This is a genomic window from Streptomyces sp. NPDC104202 (genome assembly GCF_055584185.1).
In genome coordinates, this window is record NZ_JBVJMN010000043.1 from 14,959 (window position 1) to 39,404 (window position 24,446).

The window sequence follows — 24,446 nt, forward strand, 5'->3', positions numbered from 1 at the left end:
ACCACCGGGTCCGGCCCCCCTGGGGGTCATGTCAGCTTCACCGGGTTGACGATGTCGGCGGCGAGCACCAGCAGGGTGAAGCAGACGAAGACACCGGCCACCACGTAGGCGGCGGGCATCAGCTTGGCCACGTCGAACGGGCCGGGGTCGGGGCGCCGGAAGATCCGGGCCGTGTGGCGGCGGACGGACTCCCACAGGGCGCCCGCGATGTGGCCGCCGTCGAGCGGCAGCAGCGGGAGCATGTTGAACAGGAACAGCGAGACGTTGAACATGACCAGCAGGTTCATGAACATCACGAGGATCGTCGTGGGCGGCGCCTCGACGGTCATCAGCTCGCCGGTGATCCGGGCGGCGCCGAGGACGCCCACCGGGGAGTCGTCGGCGCGCTCGCCGTCCCCGAAGGTCGCGTCCCACAGGCCGGGGATCTTGCCCGGGAGGGCGATGACCGAGTGGACGCCGTTCTCCAGGAGGTCGGTCATCCGGTCGGTGGTCTCGCCGAAGGACAGGGGCGCGACCTCGGTCTTGGAGGCGAAGCCGAGGTAGCCGGCGTCGACGTAGTCCACCGGCTGGACGACCTTGCCGTCCGCGTCCTTCCGCGGCACCTGGTTGGAGACCAGCGTGGGGTGGAGGTCGACCCGCTGTCCGGCGCGCTCGACGGTGACCGTGGCCGGGCCGATGGTCTCGCGGATGCGGTCGGAGAGGGTGTCCCAGTCGGCGACGGGGGTGCCGTTGAAGGCGACGATCCGGTCGCCGTCCCGCAGGCCGGCCTTGAACGCGGGGGAGACCGGGTCGCCCGTCGCGCACTTCTCGCGCTTCTCGCTCTGCTTGATGACGCACTTCTGGACGCCGGCGACCTGGGTCGTCTGGCCCTCGATGCCGAGGGTCATCATCGAGCCGAAGAACAGCGCCGCCGCCAGGACCAGGTTCATGAACGGTCCGGCGAACATCACGATCACGCGCTTCCACGGCTTGCGCGTGTAGAAGAGCCGGGTCTCGTCGCCGGGCTGGAGCTCCTCGTAGGACGCCTCGCGCGCGTCCTCGATCATGGAGCGCCAGGGCGAGGTGGAGCGGGCCTCGATCTTGCCGTCCTCGCCCGGCGGGAACATGCCGATCATGCGGATGTAGCCGCCGGCCGGGATGGCCTTGATGCCGTACTCGGTCTCCCCGCGCCTCCTCGACCAGATCGTGGGGCCGAAGCCGACCATGTACTGCGGCACGCGGATGCCGAAGAGCTTGGCCGTGGAGAGGTGGCCGAGCTCGTGCCACGCGATGGAGACCAGGAGTCCCAGTGCGAACAGCACGATGCCCAGGGCGTACAGGAGCATTTCGGTCATGCGCGGGCCTCCGCTGTTGCCTTCGCTGCGAGCTCACGGGCCCGGGCGCGCGCCCAGGTCTCCGCTTCGAGGACGTCCGACACCGTGAGCGGGGTTCCCCTGCTGGGCTGTCCGTGCTCGGTGACGACCGCAGTGACGGTATCCATGATTCCGTTGAACGGCAGGCGTCCGGCGAGAAACGCCTCGACGCACTCCTCGTTCGCCGCGTTGAAGACGGCGGGCGCGGTGCCGCCCAGGGTGCCCACGTGCCGGGCCAGGCCGACGGACGGGAAGGCCTCGGTGTCCAGCGGGAAGAACTCCCAAGTGGACGCCGTGGTCCAGTCGAAGGCGGGCGCCGCGTCAGGGACCCGCTCCGGCCAGCCGATGCCGATGGCGATGGGGCCGCGCATGTCCGGCGGAGTGGCCTGGGCGAGCGTGGAGCCGTCCGTGAACTCGACCATCGAGTGCACGTACGACTGCGGGTGGACGACGACCTCGATGCGGTCGAAGGGGATGTCGTAGAGCAGGTGGGCCTCGATGACCTCCAGGCCCTTGTTCACCAGGGTGGCGCTGTTCACCGTGATCACCGGGCCCATCGCCCAGGTCGGGTGGGCGAGCGCGTCCTCGCGGGTCACGTCGGCCAGCTGCTCCCGCGTCCGGCCGCGGAAAGGGCCTCCGGAGGCGGTGACGACCAGCTTGCGGACGTCGGCGCGGGTGCCGGCGGCGAGCGCCTGGAAGAGGGCCGCGTGCTCGGAGTCGACCGGGATGATCTGGCCGGGCTTGGCGAGCGCCTTCACCAGGGGGCCGCCGACGATCAGCGACTCCTTGTTGGCGAGGGCGAGGGTACGGCCCGCTTCGAGGGCGGCCAGGGTCGGCGCGAGACCGATGGAGCCGGTGATGCCGTTGAGGACGGTGTGGCACGGCGACGCGGCCAGCTGCGTGGCGGCGTCCGGCCCTGCCAGGACCTCCGGCAGCGGCTCGGAGCCGTACAGCGCCTTCAGCGCGTCGCGCAGCTCCGGCAGCACCTCCTCGCGGGCGACCGCGACCGCGGCGACCTTCAGGCGGTGCGCCTGCTCGGCGAGCAGTCCGACCCGGCCGCCCGAGGCGGCCAGCGCGGTGACCCGGAAGCGGTCGGGGTTGCGCAGCACCAGGTCGATGGCCTGCGTGCCGATGGACCCGGTCGAACCGAGGACGACGATGTCCCGGCGTCCTTCGGAGACGTCGAAGGCGATGTGCGGGTCGGCGAGAGGAGAGGGGCGGTCGCTCATGCCCCCCATTCTTGCCGCAAACCCCGCGCGGTCTTCACGGGGTGTGGACGAACGTGTCGAAGACCCGGTGGAAGTCGGGGAACGTCTTCTTCACACACCCCGGGTCGTCGAAGGTGATCCCGGGCGTGCGCAGGGCCGTGACCGCGAACGACATGACGATCCGGTGGTCCCCGTGGGTGGCGATCTCCACCGGTCCCGCCGGGGTGCCGGGGTGGATCTCGATCCAGTCGGGGCCCGTGCGGACGGTGATCCCGAGCCGGCGCAGGTTCTCGGCGCAGGCGTCGAGCCGGTCGCACTCCTTCACGCGGGTGTTCGCCACGTCCTCGATCCGCACCGGGCCGTCCGCGAACGGCGCGATCGCCGCCAGCGTCGGCATCGTGTCCGAGATGTCCCGCATGTTGACCGTCAGGCCCCGCAGCGCCCCCGTCGACCGGACCGTCGTCGCCTCCTCGCCGATCTCGACGTCCGCCCCCATGCGGCGCAGCACGTCCACGAACGCCAGGTCGCCCTGGAGCGCGCCCCGGCCGAGGCCCGGCACCGTCACCGAGCGGCCCGGCTCCAGCGCCGCAGCGGCGAAGAAGTAGCTCGCGGTCGACGCGTCCGGCTCGATCCCGTACGTCCTCGCCCGGTACCCCGTCGGCGCCACCCGGTACGTCCGGCCCTCCCGGCGCACCTCCGCGCCGAAGCTCCGCATCATCGCCAGCGTGATCTCCACGTACGGCTCCGACACCAGGTCGGTGACGGTGATGTCCAGACCCTCCGCCGTCAGCGGACCCAGCATCAGCAGCGCCGTCAGGTACTGCGACGACTGCCCCGCGTCGAGGGTCAGCGCCCCGCCCTTCACCCCCCGGGCGTGCACCGCGAGCGGGTGGTGCCCCTCCTCCGCGCCGTGCCGCAGGTCCACCCCGAGCGCGCGCAGCGCCTCCGTCAGCGGCCGCAGCGGACGCCGCCGCATCTGCGCCGACGCGTCGAAGCGGTACGTGCCGTGGCCCGCGGCGACCAGCGTCGGCAGGAAGCGGGCGGTCGTCGCGCCGTCCCTGCAGTACACCTCCGCCGCCTCGGCCCCCGGGCCCGCGGGGCGGCCCTCCACGCGCCACTCCCCCGCCTCCCGCCGGACCGCGTACCCCAGCGCCCCCAGCCCCTCCGCGAAGCCTTCCGTGTCGTCCGAGACCAACGGCCTCAGCAACGTCGTGGTGCCCTCCGCGGCCGCGGCGAGGAACAGCGCGCGGGCCGTGACGGACTTGGAGCCGGGAATCTCGATGACGGTCACGCCGGCCATCCTGCCGCGCGGGACGCCCCTCCCGCCGGACGGTCCGGAACGTGGACCCGGTCGGCGGCCGCCCGCCCTCCGCGCGGGCGAGCGGCCCGCCGGGGCGGGCCGGCTGTCCCCCTGGCGGAATTCCCGGCCGCCGGGGCGTGGGTCCGCGTAGGGTCCGCGTCATGTCGCAGCCGATCAGGATCATCGTTCACGTCACCGCCCTGCCCGGACGGGGCGGGGAGCAGGTGGCCGCCTTCGAGGCGCTCGCACCCCTGGTACGGGCGGAGGACGGGTGCCTCCGCTACGACCTGCACCGGGTGGCGGACGACCCGGACCGCTTCGTGCTGATCGAGCGCTGGGCCTCGGCCGAGGCGCTCGCCGCGCACGACGCGGCCCCGCACATGGCGGCCGCCGCCGTGGCGAACAAGGCGTTCCGGGCGGGGCCGGCCGAGGTGGTGCGGCTGGTCGACGCCCCGGTGGCATGACGAAAGGCGGCCCGAGCCCCCGCACAGTGGGCTCGGGCCGCCTGGCCTCGTGGCGTACGGGTTACAGCGCCAGTCCGGTGAGGACCAGGACGCGCTCGTACGTGTAGTCGTCCATGGCGTAGCGGACGCCCTCGCGGCCGACGCCGGAGCGCTTGGCACCGCCGTACGGCATCTGGTCGGCGCGGTAGGACGGGACGTCGCCGACGATCACGCCGCCGACCTCGAGCGCGCGGTGGGCGCGGAACGCGGTCTGCAGGTCGCGGGTGAAGACGCCGGCCTGGAGGCCGAAGTCGGAGTCGTTGACCGCGGCGAACGCCTCGGCCTCGCCGTCGACCTTCGCGATGGTCAGGACCGGGCCGAAGACCTCGGCGCGGGCCAGCGTGACGTCCGCCGGGAGCTCGGTGAGGACGGTCGGGGCGTAGGTCGCGCCCTCGCGCTTGCCGCCGGTGAGGAGCTTGGCGCCGGCCGCGACGGCCTCGTCGACCCAGGACTCGACGCGCTGCGCGGCGGCCTCGTCGACGAGCGGGCCGACGTCGGTGGCGGCGTCGGACGGGTCACCGGTGACCTGGGCCTCGACGGCGGCGACGATCTTCGGCACCAGGCGGTCGTGGACGGAGGAGTCGACGATCACGCGCTGCACGGAGATGCAGGACTGGCCGCCCTGGTAGTTGGAGAAGGTGGCGATCCGGCTCGCCGCCCAGTCCAGGTCCTCCTCGGAGGACCAGTCGGGCAGGACGACGGCGGCGGCGTTGCCGCCGAGCTCCAGGGTGCAGTGCTTGTGCGGCACGGACTGCTGGATGGCGTAGCCGACCTTGTCGGAGCCGGTGAAGGAGATGACCGGGAGGCGCTCGTCCTGGACGAGGGCCGGCATGCGGTCGTTCGGCACGGTCAGGATCGACCAGGAGCCGGCCGGCAGGTCGGTCTCGGCCAGGATCTCGCCGAGGATCAGGGAGGAGATCGGCGTCGACGGGGCCGGCTTGAGGATGATCGGGGCGCCGACGGCGATGGCCGGGGCGACCTTGTGGGCGCTGAGGTTCAGCGGGAAGTTGAACGGGGCGATGCCCAGCACGACGCCCTTGGGGATGCGGCGGGTCAGCGCGAGCCGGCCCACGCCGCCGGCCTCGGTGTCCAGGCGCTGGGCCTCGCCGGCGTTCCAGCGGCGGGCCTCCTCGGCGGCGAAACGGAAGACGGAGACGGCGCGGCCGACCTCGCCGCGGGCCCACTTGACGGGCTTGCCGTTCTCGGCGGAGATGAGGAGGGCGATCTCCTCGGTGCGCTCGGCGAGCCGCTTCGACACGTGGTCGAGGGCGGCGGCGCGGACGTGCGCCGGGGTCGCGGCGAACTCGTCGACGACGGCGTGCGCGGCGGCGACGGCCTCCTCGACCTGGGCCTCGGTGGGCACGCTGACCTTGCCGACCAGACGTCCGTCGTACGAGTTCGTGACGTCGAAGGTGGCCTCGCCGGTGGCCTCGCGGCCGGCGAGCCAGAAGGCGTGGGTGGTCGTCATTGCGTCCCGGCCCTTTCCGTATCGGGGGGTGCGAGCGATTGCTCTCGTGACACGTTAGGGCCGGGGCGCCGGACGTGGGCTTGTCCGGTGTGGAGTGATGGGGGCGGACCTCTGTCCTAATTGGCCGAAGGGGCCGGGGTCACCCGCGCCGTTCGGTCGAGACGATCAGACAGACGCCGCCGACGACGATCGCGCCGCCGAGCAGGAGGGGCCAGGTCAGGGCCTCGTTCAGGACGAGCGCGCCGAGCAGGACGGCGACGACCGGGTTCACGTAGGCGTAGGTGGCGACGAGGGAGAGCGGGGCGGCCTGGAGGAGCCAGGCGTACGCCGTGAAGGCCAGCAGCGAGCCGAAGAGGATCAGGTAGGCCAGGGCCGCCCAGGACCGGCCCGATATCGCGGCGACGTCGAGGCCGTGGTGCTCGCCGCGCACGAGGCCGAGCAGGAGCCCGCCGACGCCGCCGGCGACCATCTCGTACGCGCTGGCCGTGAACGGGTTCGGGGGCAGCGGCATGCGGGCGGAGGAGAACGAACCGACCGACCACAGCAGGGTCGCGACGACGACGAGGAGCACGCCGCCGATCTTCACCTCTCCGCTCAGCCCGGGCAGCGTGAGGACGGCGAGGCCGGCCAGGCCGAGCAGGACGCCGCCGACGGCGCCGAGGCCGGGGCGCTCCCCGGTGGCGGCGCGCAGCAGGACGACCCAGGCGGGGACGACGGCGATGAGGAGCGCGGCGAGGCCGGAGGGGATGGAGGTCTCGGCGAGGACCACGAGGCCGTTGCCGCCGAGGATGAGGAGCAGGCCGATGAGGACGGCGGAGCCGAGCTGCCGGCGGGTGACCTTGAGCGCGGCCGGGCCCTGGCGCCAGGCGATGATCCCGGCGAGCAGCAGGCCCGCGGTGACGAAGCGGGTGCCGGCGGAGAGGAAGGGCGGCATCGTCTCGACGGCGACCCGGATGCCGAGGTAGGTCGACCCCCACACGACGTACACGATGCCGAGGGCGGCCCAGACGGCGCCGGTGATCCGGCGGGCGGGGGCGGGGGTCCCGACGGTACGGGGTGCGGGGGCGGCCTGTCCGGCCTCGGGGGCCGGATCGACGGCAGGGCTTGTCATGCCCAGGAGAGTAAGGAGTCCGGGGCCGAACGGCCAGGAAAACTGCCCGGATCCGGGCAGGATCACCGGAACCCGGGCGGTCGCGGGCCCTGTGCGTGGCCCTTCAGCCCGTCCGCCGTGGATGACAGGATGGCCCGGACCGCACGACCACCTGGGGGAACGACATGATTCTTTACGTACTGATCGGCGTCCTGCTCCTCGCCGTCGGGGGCTGCGTCTGCGTGGTCTGGGCGGCCCGCGGCGGCCCCCGCTGGGTCCGCGCAGTGGCCGCCGTGACCCTGCTGGGCGGCGAGATGGCGCGCGACAACCGTCGCCGGGGCATCCGGGGCGACGGCGGCTCGAACGGCGACGCGTCCGCGGACGGCTGACCCGGCGCCGGACGGCTGCGCCGTCCGTCCGTCACCCGTCGCCGCGCCGTCCGCCACGTCTCACCGCGCCCTTCCGTCAGCCCGTCATTCCGCGCCCTCGCCGGTCGCCTTCAGCGCCAGCCACAGCTCCATGCGGACGTCCGGGTCGTCCAGCGAACGGCCGAGGATCTCCTCCACCCGGCGCATCCGGTAGCGCAGGGTGTGGCGGTGGACGCCCAGGTCGGCCGCGGCGGCGTCCCACTGGCCGTGCCGGGAGAGCCAGGCGCGCAGGGAGGCGACCAGGTCGCCCCGCCCGGTCGCGTCGTGCTCCCGCAGGGCCCGCAGCATCCCGTCGGCGAAGGCGCGGACGGCATCGTCGGCGAGGAGCGGCAGGACCGAGCCCGCCGCCAGGTCCTCGTGTTCGACGAGCGCGCGGCCCCGCCGCCGGGCCACCGACAGCGCCTGCTCGGCCTGCTTGTACGCGGTGGCGGCCGCCCCGGCGGCGACGGGCGCCGAGAGCCCGACGACGACGCCGACGTCGTCCGCCTCGCGCTCCGCGTACCCCTCGCAGGCGGCGACGACCGCGCCGCCGTCACCGGCCAGGACGACGAGCCGCTCCCCGCTGACGGGAACCGCCAGAACCGCCTCGCCGGCCCGGGCGGCCGCCGCCTCCAGGGCCTCGGCGAGCACCGGCAGCGGCGGCTCGCCGGCCGCCTCTCCCCCGGCGGCCTCGGCGACGAGCAGCCGGAACGGCGCGTCCAGCAGCCCGCCGTACACGTCGCCCGCCACCGCGCGCGCGTGGTCCGGCCGGCCTTCGAGCATCATCTGCAGCACCGCCGCGCCCAGCCGCTGTTCGGCCGCCTGGAGCGAGCGGGAACGTTCCGTCGTCAGGGTGAGCAGCGCGATCGCCGAGTGCACCGCGTACCGCTCGGCCGTGCCGAGGGGCGCGCCCGTTCCGACCGCGAGGGCGCCCCGCACCCGGCGTCCGGTGCCCAGCGACTGGAGCTCGACCCGGTCGTCCGTACCGCCGACGACGGCGCTGGCCGGCGCCGGCCGGTCGCGCAGCCGCTCCACGTCCGTGGTGAGCCGGGCCGCCCGGCGGGCCGCCCACTCGGGCGAGACGGCGACGACCGTGCCGGAGGTGTCGTACAGCGCCGCCCAGCCGTCGACGTGCGCCGCCAGCCGGGCGACCACGGCCTCGGGGCCCTCGGAGAGCGCCGCCCTGGTCAGCTCGCGCTGGGCCTCGAACCCGGCGGTCACCGCCCGGTACTGGTCGGCGGCGATCGCCGCCGACACCGCCTTGCTGATGGCGAGGAACGGGGTCCTCCTGGGCACCTCCAGGAGCGGCAGGTGCTCCTCGCGCGCCGCGTCCAGCAGGGCCGGCGGGATCTCCTCGTAGTTCACCCCGACCGCGAAGCCGAGCCCCACCACCCCGGCCCCGAGCAGCCGCCGCACGTAGCGGCGCATCGCCTCCAGGTCCTCCGCGTCCAGCGTCAACGCGGTGGTGAGCAGCAGCTCGCCGCCCTCCATGTACGGGACCGGGTCGGCGAGCTCGCTGACGTGCGCCCACCGGACGGGCGTGTCCAGGCGGTCCTCACCGGCACGGACGACGAGCTTGAGGGCGGAGTGCTGCACGAGCGAGGCGAGGGTGGGCGGCATGGGAGACCGTCGGACCTTTGAGCGAGGGGGCGCCGCTCAGCTGAGCGGCGCCCCCGATTGTGCCAGGACCGAGGGGTGCCCGCTCAGCCACACGGGACGGACGGGTCTCGGCCATCGGGGGCGGGAGGGTCAGGAGCGGAGGTCGACGAGGACGGGGGGCGTGTGGGCGCCCCCGACGGTCGTCAGCGACACGACGGCGTGACCGGGCGGCAGGGAGTGGGCCAGTTCGGAGGCGGACCAGCGCTCCCGTTCGACCTTGCGGGTCGTGACGGCGTCGGTGGTGACCGCCTTGCCGGTGACCTTCTTGCGCAGGGCGTGGATGAACCGGGTCATCGGCTGGTTGGCGAAGACGGTGTGGTGGGCCACCTCGGTGGTCTCCACCCACTCCTTGCCCCAGGTCTCGGCGAAGCCCCGGCCGTCCCAGGTGGTGATGCCGGCGAGCGCCACCCGGCAGCCGACGGAGCCGAGCAGGGGGCCGTGCAGGCTCTCGGGCACCTCGCCCAGGGTGCGCAGGCCGAGGACGACGCCGGCGTTCTGCGGGCGGAGCCGCTGGAGGGAGCGGACGGTGCCGGGGGTGACGGCCCCGGTGGCGTCGTCCAGGACGAGGCAGACGAAGTGGCCGCGGGTGCCGGCGGTCCTGGCCGCCGCGTGGAACTGGGCGAGGAGCAGCCGGGTGAGGAGCCGGGACGCCTCCTCGTGGCCGCGTTCGGGCAGGGTGACGCGGACCCGCAGCGGGTGGTGGGCGACGGACTTCAGGGAGAAGGGCCGTACGCCTCCCGCGTCGGCGCCGAAGAACTCCGCGAACACGGGACGGTCGAGCAGCGCGAGGCGGTCGGCGAGGAGCGGCCCGGCGTCCGCCGCCGTGCCGGCCTGCCGGATGCGGGCCTCCAGCTCGCGGCGCATCGTGGCCGGGCCGTCGGCCGGCAGCCGGTCGAGCAGGGCGGCCAGGGTCTCCGGCCCCGCTTCGAGCAGTTCGCGGAGGGCGGGCACCGAGGGGAAGCGGCCGTGGGCGGCCCGGTAGGGGCCGATCAGCTGGGCGAGGACGGTGGCGGCGCGGCGGGCGTCGAGGTGCTCGACGTCCCCCACCAGCCCTTCGGCGAGCAGGGCCGCCGCCTCGTCGGGGTCGGTGAGGCCGGCGTACAGGTCGAGGTCGTAGGGCGAGGTGGGGTCGCCCGGCCTGACGACCACGTCGTAGGCGTCGTCGGGGCCGAGCTGCGCGTCGGCGGCGCCGACCGCGACGACGGCGCAGCCGCCGGTGAGGGCCTGGAGGGTGAGGGACTCGACGACCGGGCGGGTCAGCCGGGCGGTCTTCCCGGCACCGGAGGGCCCCACGACGAGCAGCGAGGTGCCGAGTGCGGCCGGGTCGAGGGCGAGGCCCGCGCCGCGGTACGGGGCCGGGTTCCGCTCCTCGGCGACGCAGCGGCCGATCCGGACCTGCCCGAGCAGCAGGTCGTGGGTCGCGGCGCGGACGGGCAGGTCGCGGGCGCCCGAGGGGTGGGCCCAGGCCGCCGCGCCCTGGCGCAGCACGGTGTCGACGGCGCCGCGCCCCGGCCCGTCCAGGTGCCGGCGCACGCGGGCGCAGTCCACGTCGTTCATCCGTCCGGCGTGGACCTCGGCGGCGAGCAGGTCGGCGGCCCGCCGCTCCCCCGCGGCCCGCAGTCCGGGCCACTGCGAGAGCGGCATGGGCGCCGCGGCGTCGAGCGGTGGCGCGGGCGCCGCGGTGCCGCGTTCGGCGCGGGCCCGGAGCCACGCGCGGGCCAGGTCGAGCCATGCGCCGAGGCGGGCGAAGGGCCAGAGCACGGCGGCGGTGATCACCGTGTAGACGGTGTACACGAGGAAGGGCGAGGCGAGCACGTCGTAGCCGCCGCCGACGAGCACGACCAGGGAGAGCACGGGGCCGACGACCGGCAGCGGCTCCCAGCCGACGCCGGGGAAGGCGTCGGGCCAGACGAAGGTGAGCGCGACGAGCGCCGCGCCGGCCGCGAGGGCGGCGCGCGCCGGCGGCCGGCGGTCGGCGAGCAGGTGGCGGGCGAGTTCCGCCCAGGCGCCGAGGCGGGCGATCGCGTAGAGGAGGCCGGCGAAGAAGACCCCGTCGTAGACGACGTGGGCCTCGGCGCCGTGCCAGTCGCGAGGGGACGTCCCGCCGGCGTACCACCAGTCGCCGGGGGTGAAGGTGGCGAGCGGGATCCACTGGTACGGGACGACGCCGCGTCGCCAGGCGGACCACAGCAGCAGTCCGACGACCAGCGGGATGAGCAGGCCGACCACGGTGACGGGCGCGAGCCGCCGGGCCTCGCGGGGCGGCGGCGGGGGCACGTGCCGGAACCGCCAGACGCCGGGTGGCGCGGTCTCGGGGCGCGGCGCGTCGAGCCAGGCGGCGACGGCGGAGGCGGGCCCGGCGGGGGCTCCCGGGGCGCCGGCCGGCGCCGTGGGCGCCCCCGGGACGCCGGGTGGCCGGGGCGGGACCACGGGCGGGGCGGGACGGGCGGACCCCTGCGGGGGCCCGGCCGGCGGCGGGGGCACGGCGTGGGCCGGAGCACCGGTCGGCGGCCCCGCCGGGCGCGGTACCGCGCCCCCCGTGGTGTCGCGTGACTCGTACGTGCCGTCGGTCTCCATGAACCCCTGCCCCCTGACCAGCCAGGTCGCCGCGTCTGTGCCACCGTCAATCTAGTGGGCCGGGACCTCCCCGGAGGGGTTTCGACCACCCGTACGGCCGATCACCGGCGGGACGGTCGCGGGAGGCGGGAGCGGAGGGGCCCTGTCCATCCCGGACAACGACACACCCCCATCACTCCCGATCGGCGCATGCCCGAGGCCCTCCTCCGCGCCTAGCCTGCGGAGGAAACCCGCAAGTGCGTCCAGAACATCCCCAGGAGCCCCGCATGAACGCTGTCCCGCAGGAGCGGCGCGTCGTCACCGCCATCCCCGGTCCGAAGTCGCAGGAGCTTCAGGCCCGCCGTCTCGACACGGTCGCCGGTGGCGTCGGCTCCACGCTGCCCGTCTTCACCCAGCGGGCCGGCGGGGGCATCATCGAGGACGTCGACGGCAACCGTCTGATCGACTTCGGCTCCGGCATCGCCGTGACCTCGGTCGGCGCGTCCGCCGAGGCCGTCGTGCGCCGCGCGTCCGCGCAGCTCCAGGACTTCACCCACACCTGTTTCATGGTGACGCCGTACGAGGGTTACGTGGAGGTCTGCGAGGCGCTGGCCGAGCTGACCCCGGGCGACCACGCGAAGAAGTCCGCGCTGTTCAACTCGGGCGCCGAGGCCGTCGAGAACGCGGTCAAGATCGCCCGTTCGTACACGAAGCGCCAGGCCGTCGTCGTCTTCGACCACGGCTACCACGGCCGTACGAACCTGACGATGGCGCTGACCTCGAAGAACATGCCGTACAAGCAGGGCTTCGGTCCGTTCGCGCCCGAGGTCTACCGCGTGCCGGTGGCCTACGGCTACCGCTGGCCCACGGGCCCGGAGAACTGTGGCCCCGAGGCCGCGGCCCAGGCGATCGACAACATCACCAAGCAGATCGGCGCCGAGAACGTCGCCGCGATCATCATCGAGCCGGTGCTCGGCGAGGGCGGCTTCATCGAGCCGGCCAAGGGCTTCCTGCCGGCGATCGTGAAGTTCGCCAACGACAACGGCATCGTCTTCGTCGCGGACGAGATCCAGTCCGGCTTCTGCCGCACCGGCCAGTGGTTCGCCTGTGAGGACGAGGGCATCGTCCCCGACCTCATCACCACCGCCAAGGGCATCGCGGGCGGTCTGCCGCTCGCCGCCGTGACGGGCCGCGCCGAGATCATGGACTCCGTCCACGGCGGCGGTCTGGGCGGCACCTACGGCGGCAACCCGGTGGCCTGCGCCGCCGCGCTGGGCTCCATCGAGACGATGAAGGAGCTCGACCTCAACGGCAAGGCGCAGCGCATCGAGGAGCTCATGAAGGCCCGCCTGTCGGCGATGGCCGAGAAGTTCGACGCCATCGGCGACATCCGCGGCCGCGGTGCGATGATCGCGATCGAGCTGGTCAAGGACCGCGCGACCAAGGAGCCCTACCCGGAGGCCGCGGGCGCGCTCGCGAAGGCCTGCCACGCCGAGGGCGTGCTGGTCCTGACCTGTGGCACCTACGGCAACGTGCTGCGCTTCCTGCCGCCGCTGGTCATCGGCGAGGATCTGCTGAACGAGGGCCTCGACGTCATCGAGAACGCGTTCGCCCAGATCTGAGTCCTCCGGGTCCTCACGACCCGGAACTCACACACGGTGTGAAGACTCTGTGGGGGGCCGATGGCGGGATACGCTTCCCGCTGTCGGCCCCCTCTTCTCTGGCGTACGGTTTCTGCAGATGAGAGAAACACCCCGGGCGGAGCCTCCCCAGCCCCGTCCACCTCGTGCCATCGCGCACACCACCGGTGCCTCGGGCTCCGGGACTCCTCACCGATCGGATGGCCGCACGCCCCATACCCCCCGGGGCGGGCGGCAGCCCGATCCCCTCGGCCGCCCTGGAACCACCCCCCCTGTTCCAGGGCGGCCGGCTCTCTTCTCGGCGCTCGTCGCCCTCGCCGTCGTGACCTGGCAGGTGCTCGTCCACGGCCCCTTGGCCAGGCTCGACGAGCGGGCGTCCCGCGCGGTGGTGGACACGGTCCCCCGGTGGCTGAGCGAACTCGCCTCCGACCTCGGCAACATGACGGTCGCCCTTCCCGTGCTCGTCTGCGCGATGGCCTACGCCTGGCTGCGCGGCCGGCGCGCCGCCGCCCTCCACGCGGCCCTGGCCATGGCCGCCGTGCCGCTGGTGGTGATCCCGCTCAAGGAGTGGACGGCCCGCCCCGGCCCCCTGGAGCCCTGGGCCCAGGGCTACTACCCGTCGGGCCACACGGCCACCGCGATGGTGGCCTACTTCGGCGCCGCGTTCCTGGTCTCGAACCGGCTGGTCCCCGTCGCCGCCGTGCTGACGGCGGTGACGGGGACCGGTCTGGTCCTGCGGGGCTTCCACTGGCCGCTGGACGTGCTGGCCAGTCTCTGCCTGGGGGTGCTGATCCTGGGGGTCAGCTCCAGTTGTACGCGTCGAAGTTCTTCGAGAAGGCCCACTGGTTGAAGCGGTCCCAGTTGATGGACCAGGTCATGAGGCCGCGGAGGGCGGGCCAGGTGCCGTGGGTCTGGTACGTGCCGCAGTTGGTCTTCTTGGTGAGGCAGTCCAGGGCCTTGTTCACCTCGGCCGGGGCGGTGTGGCCGTTGCCGGCCTGGGTGGAGGCCGGGAGGCCGATCGCGACCTGGTCGGCGCGGAGCGCGGGGAAGAAGCGGTCCGTGTTGCCGGCGACCGGGAAGCCGGTGAGGAGCATGTCGGTCATCGCGATGTGGAAGTCGGCGCCGCCCATGGAGTGGTACTGGTTGTCCAGGCCCATGATGGAGCCCGAGTTGTAGTCCTGGACGTGCAGCAGGGTGAGGTCGTCGCGCAGGGCGTGGATGACCGGCAGGTAGGCGCCGGCGCGCGGGTCCTGGCCGCCCCAGGGGCCGGAGCCGTAGTACTGGTAGCCGAGCTGGACGAAGAACGTCTCCGGGGCCATGGTCAGGACGAAGGTGGCGCCGTACTTGGCCTTGAGGGTCTTGACCGCCTGGATGAGGTTGACGATGACCGGGCTGGTCGGGTTCCGGAAGTCGGTGTCACCGGTCTGCAGCGAGAGCGAGTGGCCCTCGAAGTCGATGTCGAGGCCGTCGAGCCCGTACTCGTCGATGATCTTCGAGACGGAGGAGACGAAGGTGTCGCGGGCGGCGGTGGTGGAGAGCTGGACCTGGCCGTTCTGGCCGCCGATGGAGATGAGGACCTTCTTGCCGGCGGCCTGCTTGGCCTTGATGGCGGCCTTGAACTCGGCGGCCGACTCGACGTTCGGGCATTCGGTGGCGGGGCAGAGGCTGAAGCGGATGTCGCCCGAGGTCACCGAGGTGGGCTCGCCGAAGGCGAGGTTGATGACGTCCCAGGAGTCGGGGACGTCGGCCATCCGGGTGTAGCCGGAGCCGTTGGCGAAGCTGGCGTGGAGGTAGCCGACGAGGGCGTGGGCGGGCAGGGCGCCGCCCCCGCCTCCGCCGCCGGAGGTGGTGGTGGCGGTCACGGCGGCGGACTTCGGGGACTCGCCCGCGCTGTTCACCGCGGAGACCTGGAAGGTGTACGGCGTGGAGGCGGTGAGACCGGTCGCGGTGGCCGAGGTGCCGGTGACCGTCTGGATCTTGGTGGCGCCCTGGTAGACGTTGTACGAGGTGGCGCCGGAGACCGCGGCCCAGGTGAGCGGCACGGTGGTGGAGGTCGGGGAGCCGGCCGCGAGACCGGTGGGGGCGGTGGGCAGCGTGACCGGGTCGCCGCCGGGGCCGTAGAGGGAGAGGTCGTCGGCCTGGTAGGCGGGGGTGCCGTACCAGCCGTGGGTGTAGATCGTCACCGAGGTGGTGGAGGCGCCGGTGGTGAAGGTGGTCGACAGGCGCTGCCAGTCGGGCGCGGAGCCGGTCCAGGTGGAGACGTCGGTGGTGCCGGTGCCGGTGGCGCCGAGGTACACGTAGCTGCCGCGGACCCAGCCCTGCAGTGTGTAGGTGGAGCCGGGCTTCACGGTGACGGTCTGGGAGCAGCGGGCGTTGTCGCTGCCGGCCGGGGTGGCCTGGAGCGCCTTGGTGCCGCCGTGGACGGGGGAGCTGACGACGGCTCCGCTGCCGGCCGTGCAGGTCCAGCCGTCGAGGCCGGCCTCGAAGCCGCCGTTGCGGGCGAGTTCGGCGTCGGCGGCCCCGGCCTGGGGAGTCAGGGCCAGGAGTCCGCCGGCGGCGAGGGCGCCCGCCAACAGCAGGGTGAGGGGTCTGGTGCGGTCCACAACTGCCTCCGGGGGTGGGGGAATCGAGGTGGGAGCGCGCCACAGCATGGTCCAGACCAATCAAGTGGTCAAGACCTCTGTTCGTTCCTGGCGGTCGGTCAGCCCCCGCCGCCCCCGCCCGGCCCCGCGGCCAGCAGGCCCGCGGCCTCGTGCATCGCCAGCTCCAGGAGGGAGGCGTCGTTGAGCGTGCCCGTCCCGTCCGGGGCCACCAGCCAGCGCACCCCGCCGGTCACCCGCCCGGGATACGGCACCACGATCCAGGTGCCGGCGCCCGCGCCGCGCACCCCGGTGCCGAGCCAGCGGGTGACGGTGCCGGGCGGGACGAAGAAGCCGATGCGCGCCTCGCCGAAGTCGGCGAGGACCGGTCCCGGCCGGTCCACCAGCCGGTTCAGCACGTCGAGCGTCGCGCCGCCGAGCTCGCCCGGGAGGATCAGCACGTCCCACCGCCGGCCGGCGGGCAGCAGCGCCACCCCGTGCGGGTTGCGCTCCCACTCCCACCGGCAGGCGTCGGGATCGGGGGCGACCGAGGCCAGCCACTCCACCGCGCTCTTGGTCCCGGAAGCCCCCGTACCAGTCATCGCAACGTCTCCTCTCCGTGTGGACACGGTGTCCACACGGAGAGAGCGGGGGCGGCGGCCGCTCTTACGCGACTTCGCCTACCCATCGGTTGTGATGTGAGTCACAGCAGGTGGGCAGCGTCGGGGCCCGTCCCGGGATCAGCTGTCGAAGCCGAGACCGAACCGGTCCATCGTCTTCAGCCAGAGGTTGCGCCGGCCGCCGTTGTCGTCGGCGCGGGCGAGGGCCCACTTGGTGATGCCGATGCCGGCCCAGGCGATCGGCTCGGGCGGGAAGGGCATCGGCTTGGAGCGGACCATGTCCAGCTCGGTGCGCTCGGTGCGCTCCCCCGCGAGCAGGTCGAGCATCACGTCCCCGCCGAAGCGGGTCGCGCCGACACCGAGGCCGGTGAAGCCCGCCGCGTACGCCACCCTGCCCCGGTGCGCCGTGCCGAAGAAGGCCGAGAAGCGCGAGCAGGTGTCGATCGCACCGCCCCAGGCGTGGCTGAAGCGCACCCCCTCCAGCTGCGGGAAGCAGCGGAAGAAATGCTCGGCGAGCTTGAGGTAGGTCTCCGGACGGTGGTCCATGTCGGCGTTCAGCTTGCCGCCGAAGGGATAGATCGCGTCGTAGCCGCCCCAGAGGATGCGGTGGTCGGCGGTGATCCGGAAGTAGTGGAACTGGTTGGCGGAGTCGCCCAGGCCCTGCCGGTTCTTCCAGCCCACGGAGGCGAGCTGCTCGGGGGTGAGCGGCTCGGTCATCAGGGCGTAGTCGTAGACCGGGACCGTGTACGGCCGGACGCGCTTGACCAGCGACGGGAAGACGTTGGTGCCGAGCGCGACCTTCTCCGCGACGATCCGGCCGTACGGGGTGCGCACGCCCATGCCGGCGCCGACGGAGACCAGTTCGAGGCCGGGGGTGTTCTCGAAGATCCGGACGCCCAGGTCGAGGCAGGCCCGCTTCAGGCCCCAGGCCAGCTTGGCCGGGTTGAGCATGGCGACGCCGCGACGGTCCCAGAGGCCGCCGAGGAAGGTCGGCGAGTCGACCTCGGCCCGGACGGCGTCCCGGTCGAGGAGTTCCAGGCCGTCCGCGAGACCGAGCCGGTCGATCTCCTCGTACATCTCGGTCAGTTCCTCGACCTGGTACGGCTCGGTGGCCACGTCGATCTCACCGGTGCGCTCGAAGTCGCAGTCCAGGGAGTAGCGGGCGACCGCCTCCTCGATGCCGTCGAGGTTCTGCTCGCCGAGCCGTTCCAGCCGCGCCAGCTCCTGCGGCCAGCGGGCGAGCCCGTTGCCGAAGCCGTGGGTCAGGGAGGCGGCGCAGAAGCCTCCGTTGCGGCCCGAGGCGGCCCAGCCCACCTCGCGCCCCTCGATCAGGACGACGTCCCGGGCGGGGTCGCGCTCCTTGGCGAGGAGCGCGGTCCACAGTCCGCTGTAGCCGCCGCCGACGACGAGGAGATCGCACTTCTCGGTGCCGGTGAGGGCGGGCAGGGCGCCGGGCTTGCCGGGGTCTTCCAGCCAGAAGGGGACGGGCTGGGCGTCGGAGAGAGATGTGGCAGCGAGACGCATGGCGACTGGGGCCATGGTTTCCAACTCCTTCGGTGCCTGACCGGGGCCCGGTCAGGCTGTTGCTGTCTTCTTGCGCCGGTTCGCGACGATCTGTCCGGCCATGACCATCAGTACCGCGAGGACGAACATCGCGGTGCCGATGACGTTGATCTGAACGGGGGTTCCGCGCTGCGCCGAGCCCCACACGAACATGGGGAAGGTGACGGTGTCGGGACCCGCGTTGAAGTTGGTGATGATGAAGTCGTCGAACGAGAGCGCGAAGGCGAGCAGCGCGCCGGCCGCGATGCCGGGCGCGGCGATGGGCAGGGTCACCCGCAGGAAGGTCTGCGCGGGGCCCGCGTAGAGGTCGCGCGCGGCCTCCTCCAGGCGGGGGTCCATGGACATGACCCGGGCCTTGACCGCCGTGACGACGAACGACAGGCAGAACATGATGTGGGCGATGAGGACCGTCCAGAAGCCCAGCTCGATCCCCATGTTGAGGAAGAGGGTGAGCAGCGAGGCGGCCATGACGACCTCGGGCATCGCCATCGGCAGGAAGATCAGCGAATTGATCGCGCCGCGCGCCCGGAAGCGGTAGCGGACCAGCGCGAAGGCGATCATCGTGCCGAGGGCGACGGCGCCCAGCGTCGCCCAGGCGGCGATCTGGAGCGACAGCGACAGCGACTGGCACATGTCGGCGACGCCGCAGGGGTCCTTCCAGGCGTCCAGGGAGAAGCGCTGCCAGGAGTAGTTGAAGCGCCCGTTCGGCTTGTTGAACGAGAACACCATGACGACGACGTTCGGCAGGATCATGTACGCGAGCGTCAGCAGGCCCGCGATGACGACCAGGTTGCGACGGATCCAGCGCATCAGACCAGGTCCTCCGTTCCCGCTCGGCGGATGTAGACGGTGACCATGAGGAGCACGATCGCCATGAGGATGAAGGAGAGCGCGGCGGCCGTCGGATAGTCGAGCACCCGCAGGAACTGCGACTGGATGACGTTGCCGACCATCTTGGTGTCGGTCGAGCCGAGCAGTTCGGCGTTGACGTAGTCGCCGCTCGCCGGGATGAAGGTGAGCAGGGTGCCGGAGACGACGCCGGGCATCGACAGCGGGAAGGTGACCTTGCGGAAGGTGGTCGCCGGTGAGGCGTACAGGTCCTGCGCGGCCTCGTGCAGCCGTCCGTCGATCCGCTCCAGGGAGGTGTAGAGGGGCAGGATCATGAAGGGCAGGAAGTTGTACGTCAGACCGCAGACGACGGCCATCGGGGTGGCGAGCACGCGGTCGCCCTCGGTCCAGCCGAGCCAGCTCGTCACGTCGAGGACGTGCAGGGTGTTCAGTGCGTCGACCACGAGGCTGTCGTCGGCCAGGATCGTCTTCCAGGCCAGCGTCCGGATGAGGAAGCTGGTGAAGAAGGGCGCGATGACCAGGACGAGGAGCAGGTTGCGCCAGCGGCCGGCCTTGAAGGCGATGAGGTACGCGAGCGGGTAGCCGAGGAGCAGGCAGAGCACGGTCGCGGTCCCGGCGTACAGCAGGGAGCGGACGAACTGCGGCCAGTACTCCTGGAAGGCGTCCCAGTAGGTGGCGAAGTGCCAGGTGACCTTGAAGCCCTCCTCCAGGTTGCCGGTCTGGACGGAGGTCGACGCCTGGTAGATCAGCGGCAGCGCGAAGAAGACGAGCAGCCAGACGATGCCGGGCAGCAGCAGCCAGTAGGGGACGAGCCGCTTGCGGGCGGACGGCTTGCGCAGCACCGGTTCCTCGGTGGGCGGCGCGTCCTTCACGAGGGTCGCGGTCATGCGGCGTCCTCCACCGTCTCCACGCCCGCGTCGATGTCCTGGGCCGCGTCGAGGCCGAAGGTGTGCGCCGGGTTCCAGTGCAGGACGACCTCGGCACCGGGGCGGAGTCCCGCGCGGCGGTCGACGTTCTGCTCGTAGACCTGGAGCTCCGCGCCCGCCGGCGAGTTCACCACGTACTGGGTGGAGACGCCGATGAAGGAGGAGTCGGCTATCCGTCCGGTCACCCGGTTGCGGCCGTCGGCGATCGAGTCCGCGTCGTCGGCGGGCACGAGCGAGATCTTCTCGGGGCGGACGCCCACGAGCACCTTGCCGCCCTGGCGGACGGCGGAGGTACAGCGGTCGCCGGGGATCCGGAGCCTGCCGCCGCCGGCCGTGACGAGCACCTCGGAGCCGGTCTCCAGGACCTCGGCCTCGATCAGGTTGGAGGTGCCGAGGAAGTTGGCGACGAAGGTGGTCCGGGGGTTCTCGTACAGGTCGGCGGGGGCGCCGAGCTGCTCCACCCGGCCGCCGTTCATCACCGCGACCTGGTCGGCCATCGTCATGGCCTCCTCCTGGTCGTGGGTGACGTGCACGAAGGTGATGCCGACCTCGGTCTGGATCCGCTTGAGCTCCAGCTGCATCTGACGGCGCAGCTTGAGGTCGAGGGCGCCGAGCGGCTCGTCGAGGAGGAGAACCTGCGGGTGGTTGATGAGCGCGCGGGCCACGGCGACGCGCTGCTGCTGGCCGCCGGAGAGCTGGTGGGGCTTGTGGTGGGCCTTGTCGCCGAGCTGGACGAGTTCCAGCATGTCGTCGACCTGCTTCTTCACCGACTTGATGCCGCGGCGGCGCAGGCCGAAGGCGATGTTCTCGGTGATGTCCATGTGCGGGAAGAGCGCGTAGGACTGGAAGACGGTGTTGACCGGCCGCTTGTACGGCGGGAGGTCGGTGACGTCGGTGTCGCCGAGGAAGACGGTGCCGGTGCTCGGGTCCTCCAGGCCGGCGATCATCCGCAGCGTGGTGGTCTTGCCGCAGCCGGAGGCGCCGAGGAGGGCGAAGAAGGAGCCCTGCGGGACGGTCAGGTCCAGCGGGTGGACGGCGGTGAACGAGCCGTACGACTTGCTGATCCCGGTGAGACGGACGTCGCCGCCGCCAGTGGTCTTTCCGGTGTGCGCAGTCTGGTCAGTCATGGGGTGTGGTCCCGGGGAGTGAGAGGGGGTGGACGACGTCGGGCTCAGGCGCCGATGAGCTTGGCGAACTTCTCCTCGTACGCCGTCTCCTCCGCGCTGGTGAGGGAGCGGAAGGCGTGCGACTTCTTGGCCATCGCCTTGTCCGGGAGGATCAGCGTGTTGTTCGCGAGCTCGGGGTCGATCTTGGCGAGCTCGTCCTTCACCCCGTCGACGGGGCAGACGTAGTTGATGTACGCGGCCAGCTGGGCGGCGACCGGAAGCTCGTAGTAGTGGTCGATGAGCTTCTCGGCGTTCGTCTTGTGCCGGGACTGCGCGGGGACGAGCAGGTTGTCGCTGGAGGTGATGTATCCGGCGGCCGGTATCGCGTAGCGGATGTCGGGGTTGTCCGCCTGGAGCTGGATGACGTCGCCGGCCCAGGCGAGGCAGGCCGCCAGGTCGCCCTTGTCCAGGTCGGAGGTGTAGTCGTTGCCCGTGAAGCGGCGGATCTGGTTCTTGTCGACGCCCTTCTGGAGGCGTCCGATCGCGGCGTCGTAGTCGGCGTCCGTGAAGTGGCCCGGGTCCTTGCCGAGGTCGAGCAGGGTCATGCCGACGGAGTCGCGCATCTCGGTGAGGAAGCCGACGCGGCCCTTGAGGGTGGGGTCGTCCAGGAGCTGGCTGACCGAGTCGACCTTCTTCCCGCCGGTCGCCTTCACGTTGTAGGCGATGACGGTGGATATGCCGGTCCACGGGTAGGAGTAGGCGCGGCCCGGGTCCCAGTCGGGGGTGCGGAACTGGGCGGACAGGTTCGCGAACGCGTGGGGCAGGTTCGAGGCGTCGAGTTTCTGCGCCCAGCCGAGCCGGATGATCCGGGCGGCGAGCCAGTCGGTGACACAGATCAGGTCGCGGCCGGTGTCCTGGCCGGCCGCGAGCTGCGGCTTGATCTTGCCGAAGAACTCGACGTTGTCGTTGATGTCCTCGGTGTACTTGACCTTGATCCCGGTGCGGCGGGTGAACGCCTCCAGGGTGGGGCGGGACTTCTCGTCCTCGCTGACGTCCATGTACTCGGTCCAGTTGGAGAAGGCCACGGTCTTCTCCTTCGCCGAGACGTCCGTCGAGGCGGGACCCTGGCCCTCCCGCTTGGCCGGCGGGATGCCGCAGGCGCTCAGCCCGGCGAGGCCGCCGAGGGTGAGCGCGCCGACGCCGCCCGCCCGCAGCATCGAACGGCGGCTGAGCGCGCCCCGGCCGCTCGTCAGACTGCGCCGTATCGCCGCCCGCTGCGCGGGGGACAGGCTGTCGGGCTCGTACTGCTCCATGCGCTGTGCCCTTTCGGGATGGTGTGAGCCGCTGGTCGGGCGGCAGGCTGCTATCGGTCCCCGAAGATCGTGCGGTGCCAGTCCTTGGCCGCCACCGCGGTGTTGTCGAACATCACGTGCTTGACCTGCGTGTACTCCTCGAAGGAGTACACCGACATGTCCTTTCCGTAGCCGGACGCCTTGGTGCCGCCGTGGGGCATCTCGCTGATGATCGGGATGTGGTCGTTGACCCAGACGCAGCCGGCCTTGATCTCCCGCGTGGCGCGGTTGGCCCGGTAGACGTCGCGGCTCCAGGCGGACGCCGCGAGGCCGTACGGGGTGTCGTTGGCGAGCCGGATGCCCTCGTCGTCGCCGTCGAAGGGCAGCGCGACCAGGACCGGCCCGAAGATCTCCGACTGCACGACCTCGCTGTCCTGCGCGGCCCCGGTGATCAGGGTCGGTCGATAGTACGCACCGTCCTTCAGGTCCCCGCCGGGCGCTTCGCCGCCGGTGACGACGGTGGCGTAGCCGCGGGCGCGCTCGACGAAGGCGGCGACGCTGTCGCGGTGGCGGTGGCTGACGAGCGGGCCGAGGTCGGTGGTCGGCTCGAAGGGGTCGCCGACGCGGACGGTCTCCATCAGTTCGGCGACACGGGCGACGAAGGCGTCGAAGAGCGGGCGCTGGACGTACGCGCGGGTGGCGGCGGTGCAGTCCTGGCCGCTGTTGATGAGGGAGGCGGCGACGGCGCCGTGGGCGGCGGCCTCCAGGTCGGCGTCGTCGAAGACGAGGAAGGGTGCCTTGCCGCCCAGTTCGAGGTGGAGGCGCTTCACGGTGGCGGTGGCGACCTCGGCGACCCGCTTGCCGACCGGGGTGGAGCCGGTGAAGGAGGTCATGACCACGTCGGGGTGGCCGACGAGGTGCTCGCCGACGACCCGCCCGGAGCCGCTGACGACGTTGATCACACCGTCGGGGATGCCGGCCTCCTTCGCGGCCTGCGCGAACATCAGCGAGGTCAGCGGGGTGAGCTCGGCCGGCTTGAGGACGATCGTGTTGCCGGCGGCGATCGCCGGGAGGATCTTCCAGGCGGCCATCTGGAGCGGGTAGTTCCAGGGGGCGATGGAGCCGATGACGCCGATCGGCTCGCGCCGGACGTAGGAGGTGTGGTCGCCGCTGTACTCGGCGGCCGACTGGCCCTGGAGGTGACGGGCGGCGCCGGCGAAGAAGGCCGTGTTGTCGACCGTGCCGGGCACGTCGAACTCGGTGGTGAGCCGGAGCGGCTTGCCGCACTGGAGCGACTCGACCCGCGCGAGGTCGTCGGCCCACTCGGCGAGGACGCCGGCGAGGCGGTGCAGCGCGTCGGATCGCTCGCCCGGGGTCGCGCCCGACCAGCCCGGGAAGGCGGCCTTGGCGGCGGCGACGGCCTCGTCCACGTCGGCGGTGGAGGCGAGCGCGTAGGTGTAGACGCTCTCCCCCGTCGCCGGGTCGATCACGCTGTGTTCCCGGCCGGAGGTCCCGGCCCGGAGCCGCCCGCCGATGTACTGTGCGCCGTCCGCGAAGCGGTCCGTCACCTGGAAGCGGTTGCCCATGACGCTCTCCGTTGTCCCAGCTCGATTTGAGTGCCGATCCTGACATGGTGAAAGTGCCCCAACAAGTGATTCCGTTGTTGCCTTTTGGTTACGCGACGGAATCGGTCGACCATGTGTCGAGGCGGCCGGAAAATCTCCGTACGGAGTGTCCGTGGCGGCTGCCACACTCCCATGCATGAAGAAGATCGACGAGCTGACACAGCAGGTCAACAGGGGTGACCGCGTGAAGTGGCTGCTCTTCTGGGGTCACCGTCCGCGTCCGGACGGTCGCCTTTCCGCGAGCTGTCTCAGCCAGTGGTGGCCCTCGCCCTTCACGGTCGACGGCGTGGCGTACGCGACGGCGGAGCACTGGATGATGGCGGCCAAGGCCCGGCTCTTCGGGGACGCCGAGGCCGAGCGGGCCGCGCTGACCGCCGCCACCCCCGCCCAGGCGAAGGCGGCCGGCCGCCTCGTGCGGGGGTTCGACGACGCGGTCTGGGAGCGGGAGCGCTTCGGCGTCGTCGTCGAGGGCAGCGTCCACAAGTTCGCCTCGGACCCGGCGCTGGCCGGGTTCCTGCTGGGCACCGGCCACCGCGTCCTGGTGGAGGCCAGCCCGATGGACCGCGTCTGGGGCATCGGGCTGGCCGCCGACGACCCCCGCGCCCAGGACCCGGCCCGCTGGCGCGGCCTCAACCTCCTGGGCTTCGCCCTGATGGAGGCCCGGGAGCGGCTGGCGGCCGGTTAGCCGCCGCCCGACGCGCGG

General features: G+C 72.5%; 20 protein-coding genes. 5 read left to right on the plus strand and 15 right to left on the minus strand.

The features are described 5' to 3' along the window. Positions 1–26: 26 nt before the first annotated feature. Genes ACZ60W_RS25110 through aroA form a run of 3 tightly spaced genes read right to left on the minus strand, consistent with a single transcriptional unit; the run spans position 27 to position 3,851 of the window. Positions 27–1,334 carry a M50 family metallopeptidase gene (locus tag ACZ60W_RS25110; RefSeq protein WP_469757617.1) on the minus strand — a complete coding sequence of 436 codons (1,308 nt, stop codon included), beginning with the start codon at positions 1,332–1,334 and terminating at the stop codon, positions 27–29. Next, positions 1,331–2,581 carry a 1-deoxy-D-xylulose-5-phosphate reductoisomerase gene (gene dxr / locus ACZ60W_RS25115; protein ID WP_469757618.1) on the minus strand — a complete coding sequence of 417 codons (1,251 nt, stop codon included), beginning with the start codon at positions 2,579–2,581 and terminating at the stop codon, positions 1,331–1,333. Before dxr ends, ACZ60W_RS25110 begins: the two co-directional genes overlap by 4 nt. Positions 2,582–2,615: 34 nt before the next feature. Continuing rightward, complete coding sequence (gene aroA, locus ACZ60W_RS25120) at positions 2,616–3,851, minus strand: 3-phosphoshikimate 1-carboxyvinyltransferase (protein ID WP_469757619.1); 1,236 nt, start codon at positions 3,849–3,851, stop codon at positions 2,616–2,618. 170 nt (positions 3,852–4,021) lie between these two features. Here aroA and ACZ60W_RS25125 point away from each other — a divergent pair, with 170 nt between their 5' ends. Next, complete coding sequence (locus ACZ60W_RS25125; RefSeq protein WP_469757620.1) at positions 4,022–4,324, plus strand: putative quinol monooxygenase; 303 nt, start codon at positions 4,022–4,024, stop codon at positions 4,322–4,324. A 61-nt stretch (positions 4,325–4,385) separates the two neighbouring features. On the opposite strand, the gene ACZ60W_RS25130 is transcribed toward ACZ60W_RS25125, so the two are convergent. Both ACZ60W_RS25130 and ACZ60W_RS25135 read right to left on the minus strand, forming a co-directional pair. Then, positions 4,386–5,831: an aldehyde dehydrogenase family protein gene (locus ACZ60W_RS25130; RefSeq protein ID WP_384885381.1), complete on the minus strand. Its 1,446-nt coding sequence runs from the start codon at positions 5,829–5,831 to the stop codon at positions 4,386–4,388. A 139-nt stretch (positions 5,832–5,970) separates the two neighbouring features. Then, complete coding sequence (locus tag ACZ60W_RS25135) at positions 5,971–6,942, minus strand: EamA family transporter (protein WP_469757621.1); 972 nt, start codon at positions 6,940–6,942, stop codon at positions 5,971–5,973. A 164-nt stretch (positions 6,943–7,106) separates the two neighbouring features. Here ACZ60W_RS25135 and ACZ60W_RS25140 point away from each other — a divergent pair, with 164 nt between their 5' ends. Beyond that, on the plus strand, positions 7,107–7,310 hold the full coding sequence (locus tag ACZ60W_RS25140; protein WP_469757622.1) for a hypothetical protein: 204 nt from the start codon (positions 7,107–7,109) through the stop codon (positions 7,308–7,310). 84 nt (positions 7,311–7,394) lie between these two features. On the opposite strand, the gene ACZ60W_RS25145 is transcribed toward ACZ60W_RS25140, so the two are convergent. Next, the gene (locus ACZ60W_RS25145; RefSeq protein ID WP_469757623.1) at positions 7,395–8,948 is read right to left on the minus strand and encodes a PucR family transcriptional regulator; all 1,554 of its coding nucleotides are present in this window, start codon (positions 8,946–8,948) and stop codon (positions 7,395–7,397) included. Positions 8,949–9,077: 129 nt separating this feature from the next. After that, positions 9,078–11,564, minus strand: coding sequence for an ATP/GTP-binding protein (locus ACZ60W_RS25150; RefSeq protein WP_469757624.1), 2,487 nt, complete (start codon positions 11,562–11,564; stop codon positions 9,078–9,080). A 266-nt stretch (positions 11,565–11,830) separates the two neighbouring features. On the opposite strand from ACZ60W_RS25150, the gene gabT reads away from it, so the two are divergent. Together gabT and ACZ60W_RS25160 are read left to right on the plus strand one after the other, a co-directional pair. Further along, a complete protein-coding gene (gene gabT, locus ACZ60W_RS25155) occupies positions 11,831–13,165 on the plus strand; it encodes a 4-aminobutyrate--2-oxoglutarate transaminase (protein ID WP_469757625.1) in 1,335 nt (444 codons plus the stop codon). 118 nt (positions 13,166–13,283) lie between these two features. Beyond that, the gene (locus ACZ60W_RS25160) at positions 13,284–14,033 is read left to right on the plus strand and encodes a phosphatase PAP2 family protein (protein WP_469757626.1); all 750 of its coding nucleotides are present in this window, start codon (positions 13,284–13,286) and stop codon (positions 14,031–14,033) included. On the opposite strand, the gene ACZ60W_RS25165 is transcribed toward ACZ60W_RS25160, so the two are convergent. From ACZ60W_RS25165 to ACZ60W_RS25200, 8 genes are all read right to left on the minus strand, one after another. Beyond that, positions 13,984–15,786 carry a chitinase gene (locus tag ACZ60W_RS25165; RefSeq protein WP_469757627.1) on the minus strand — a complete coding sequence of 601 codons (1,803 nt, stop codon included), beginning with the start codon at positions 15,784–15,786 and terminating at the stop codon, positions 13,984–13,986. The two genes, ACZ60W_RS25160 and ACZ60W_RS25165, sit on opposite strands and share 50 nt — an antisense overlap. A 98-nt stretch (positions 15,787–15,884) precedes the next feature. After that, complete coding sequence (locus tag ACZ60W_RS25170) at positions 15,885–16,364, minus strand: hypothetical protein (RefSeq protein ID WP_469757628.1); 480 nt, start codon at positions 16,362–16,364, stop codon at positions 15,885–15,887. A 138-nt stretch (positions 16,365–16,502) separates the two neighbouring features. Beyond that, a complete protein-coding gene (locus ACZ60W_RS25175) occupies positions 16,503–17,921 on the minus strand; it encodes an NAD(P)/FAD-dependent oxidoreductase (RefSeq protein ID WP_469757629.1) in 1,419 nt (472 codons plus the stop codon). Positions 17,922–17,957: 36 nt separating this feature from the next. Beyond that, positions 17,958–18,755, minus strand: a complete 798-nt coding sequence (locus tag ACZ60W_RS25180; RefSeq protein WP_469757630.1) for an ABC transporter permease — start codon at positions 18,753–18,755, stop codon at positions 17,958–17,960. Next, the gene (locus ACZ60W_RS25185) at positions 18,755–19,681 is read right to left on the minus strand and encodes an ABC transporter permease (protein ID WP_469757631.1); all 927 of its coding nucleotides are present in this window, start codon (positions 19,679–19,681) and stop codon (positions 18,755–18,757) included. The genes ACZ60W_RS25180 and ACZ60W_RS25185 overlap by 1 nt, the downstream gene beginning before the upstream one ends. Then, the gene (locus ACZ60W_RS25190) at positions 19,678–20,847 is read right to left on the minus strand and encodes an ABC transporter ATP-binding protein (protein ID WP_469757632.1); all 1,170 of its coding nucleotides are present in this window, start codon (positions 20,845–20,847) and stop codon (positions 19,678–19,680) included. Before ACZ60W_RS25190 ends, ACZ60W_RS25185 begins: the two co-directional genes overlap by 4 nt. Before the next feature lie 44 nt (positions 20,848–20,891). Next, positions 20,892–22,139, minus strand: a complete 1,248-nt coding sequence (locus ACZ60W_RS25195; RefSeq protein ID WP_469757633.1) for an ABC transporter substrate-binding protein — start codon at positions 22,137–22,139, stop codon at positions 20,892–20,894. A gap of 50 nt (positions 22,140–22,189) precedes the next feature. After that, positions 22,190–23,704, minus strand: coding sequence for a gamma-aminobutyraldehyde dehydrogenase (locus tag ACZ60W_RS25200; protein WP_469757634.1), 1,515 nt, complete (start codon positions 23,702–23,704; stop codon positions 22,190–22,192). Positions 23,705–23,879: 175 nt separating this feature from the next. On the opposite strand from ACZ60W_RS25200, the gene ACZ60W_RS25205 reads away from it, so the two are divergent. Next, positions 23,880–24,428 carry an NADAR family protein gene (locus tag ACZ60W_RS25205; protein ID WP_469757635.1) on the plus strand — a complete coding sequence of 183 codons (549 nt, stop codon included), beginning with the start codon at positions 23,880–23,882 and terminating at the stop codon, positions 24,426–24,428. The last annotated feature ends 18 nt before the right edge of the window (positions 24,429–24,446 follow it).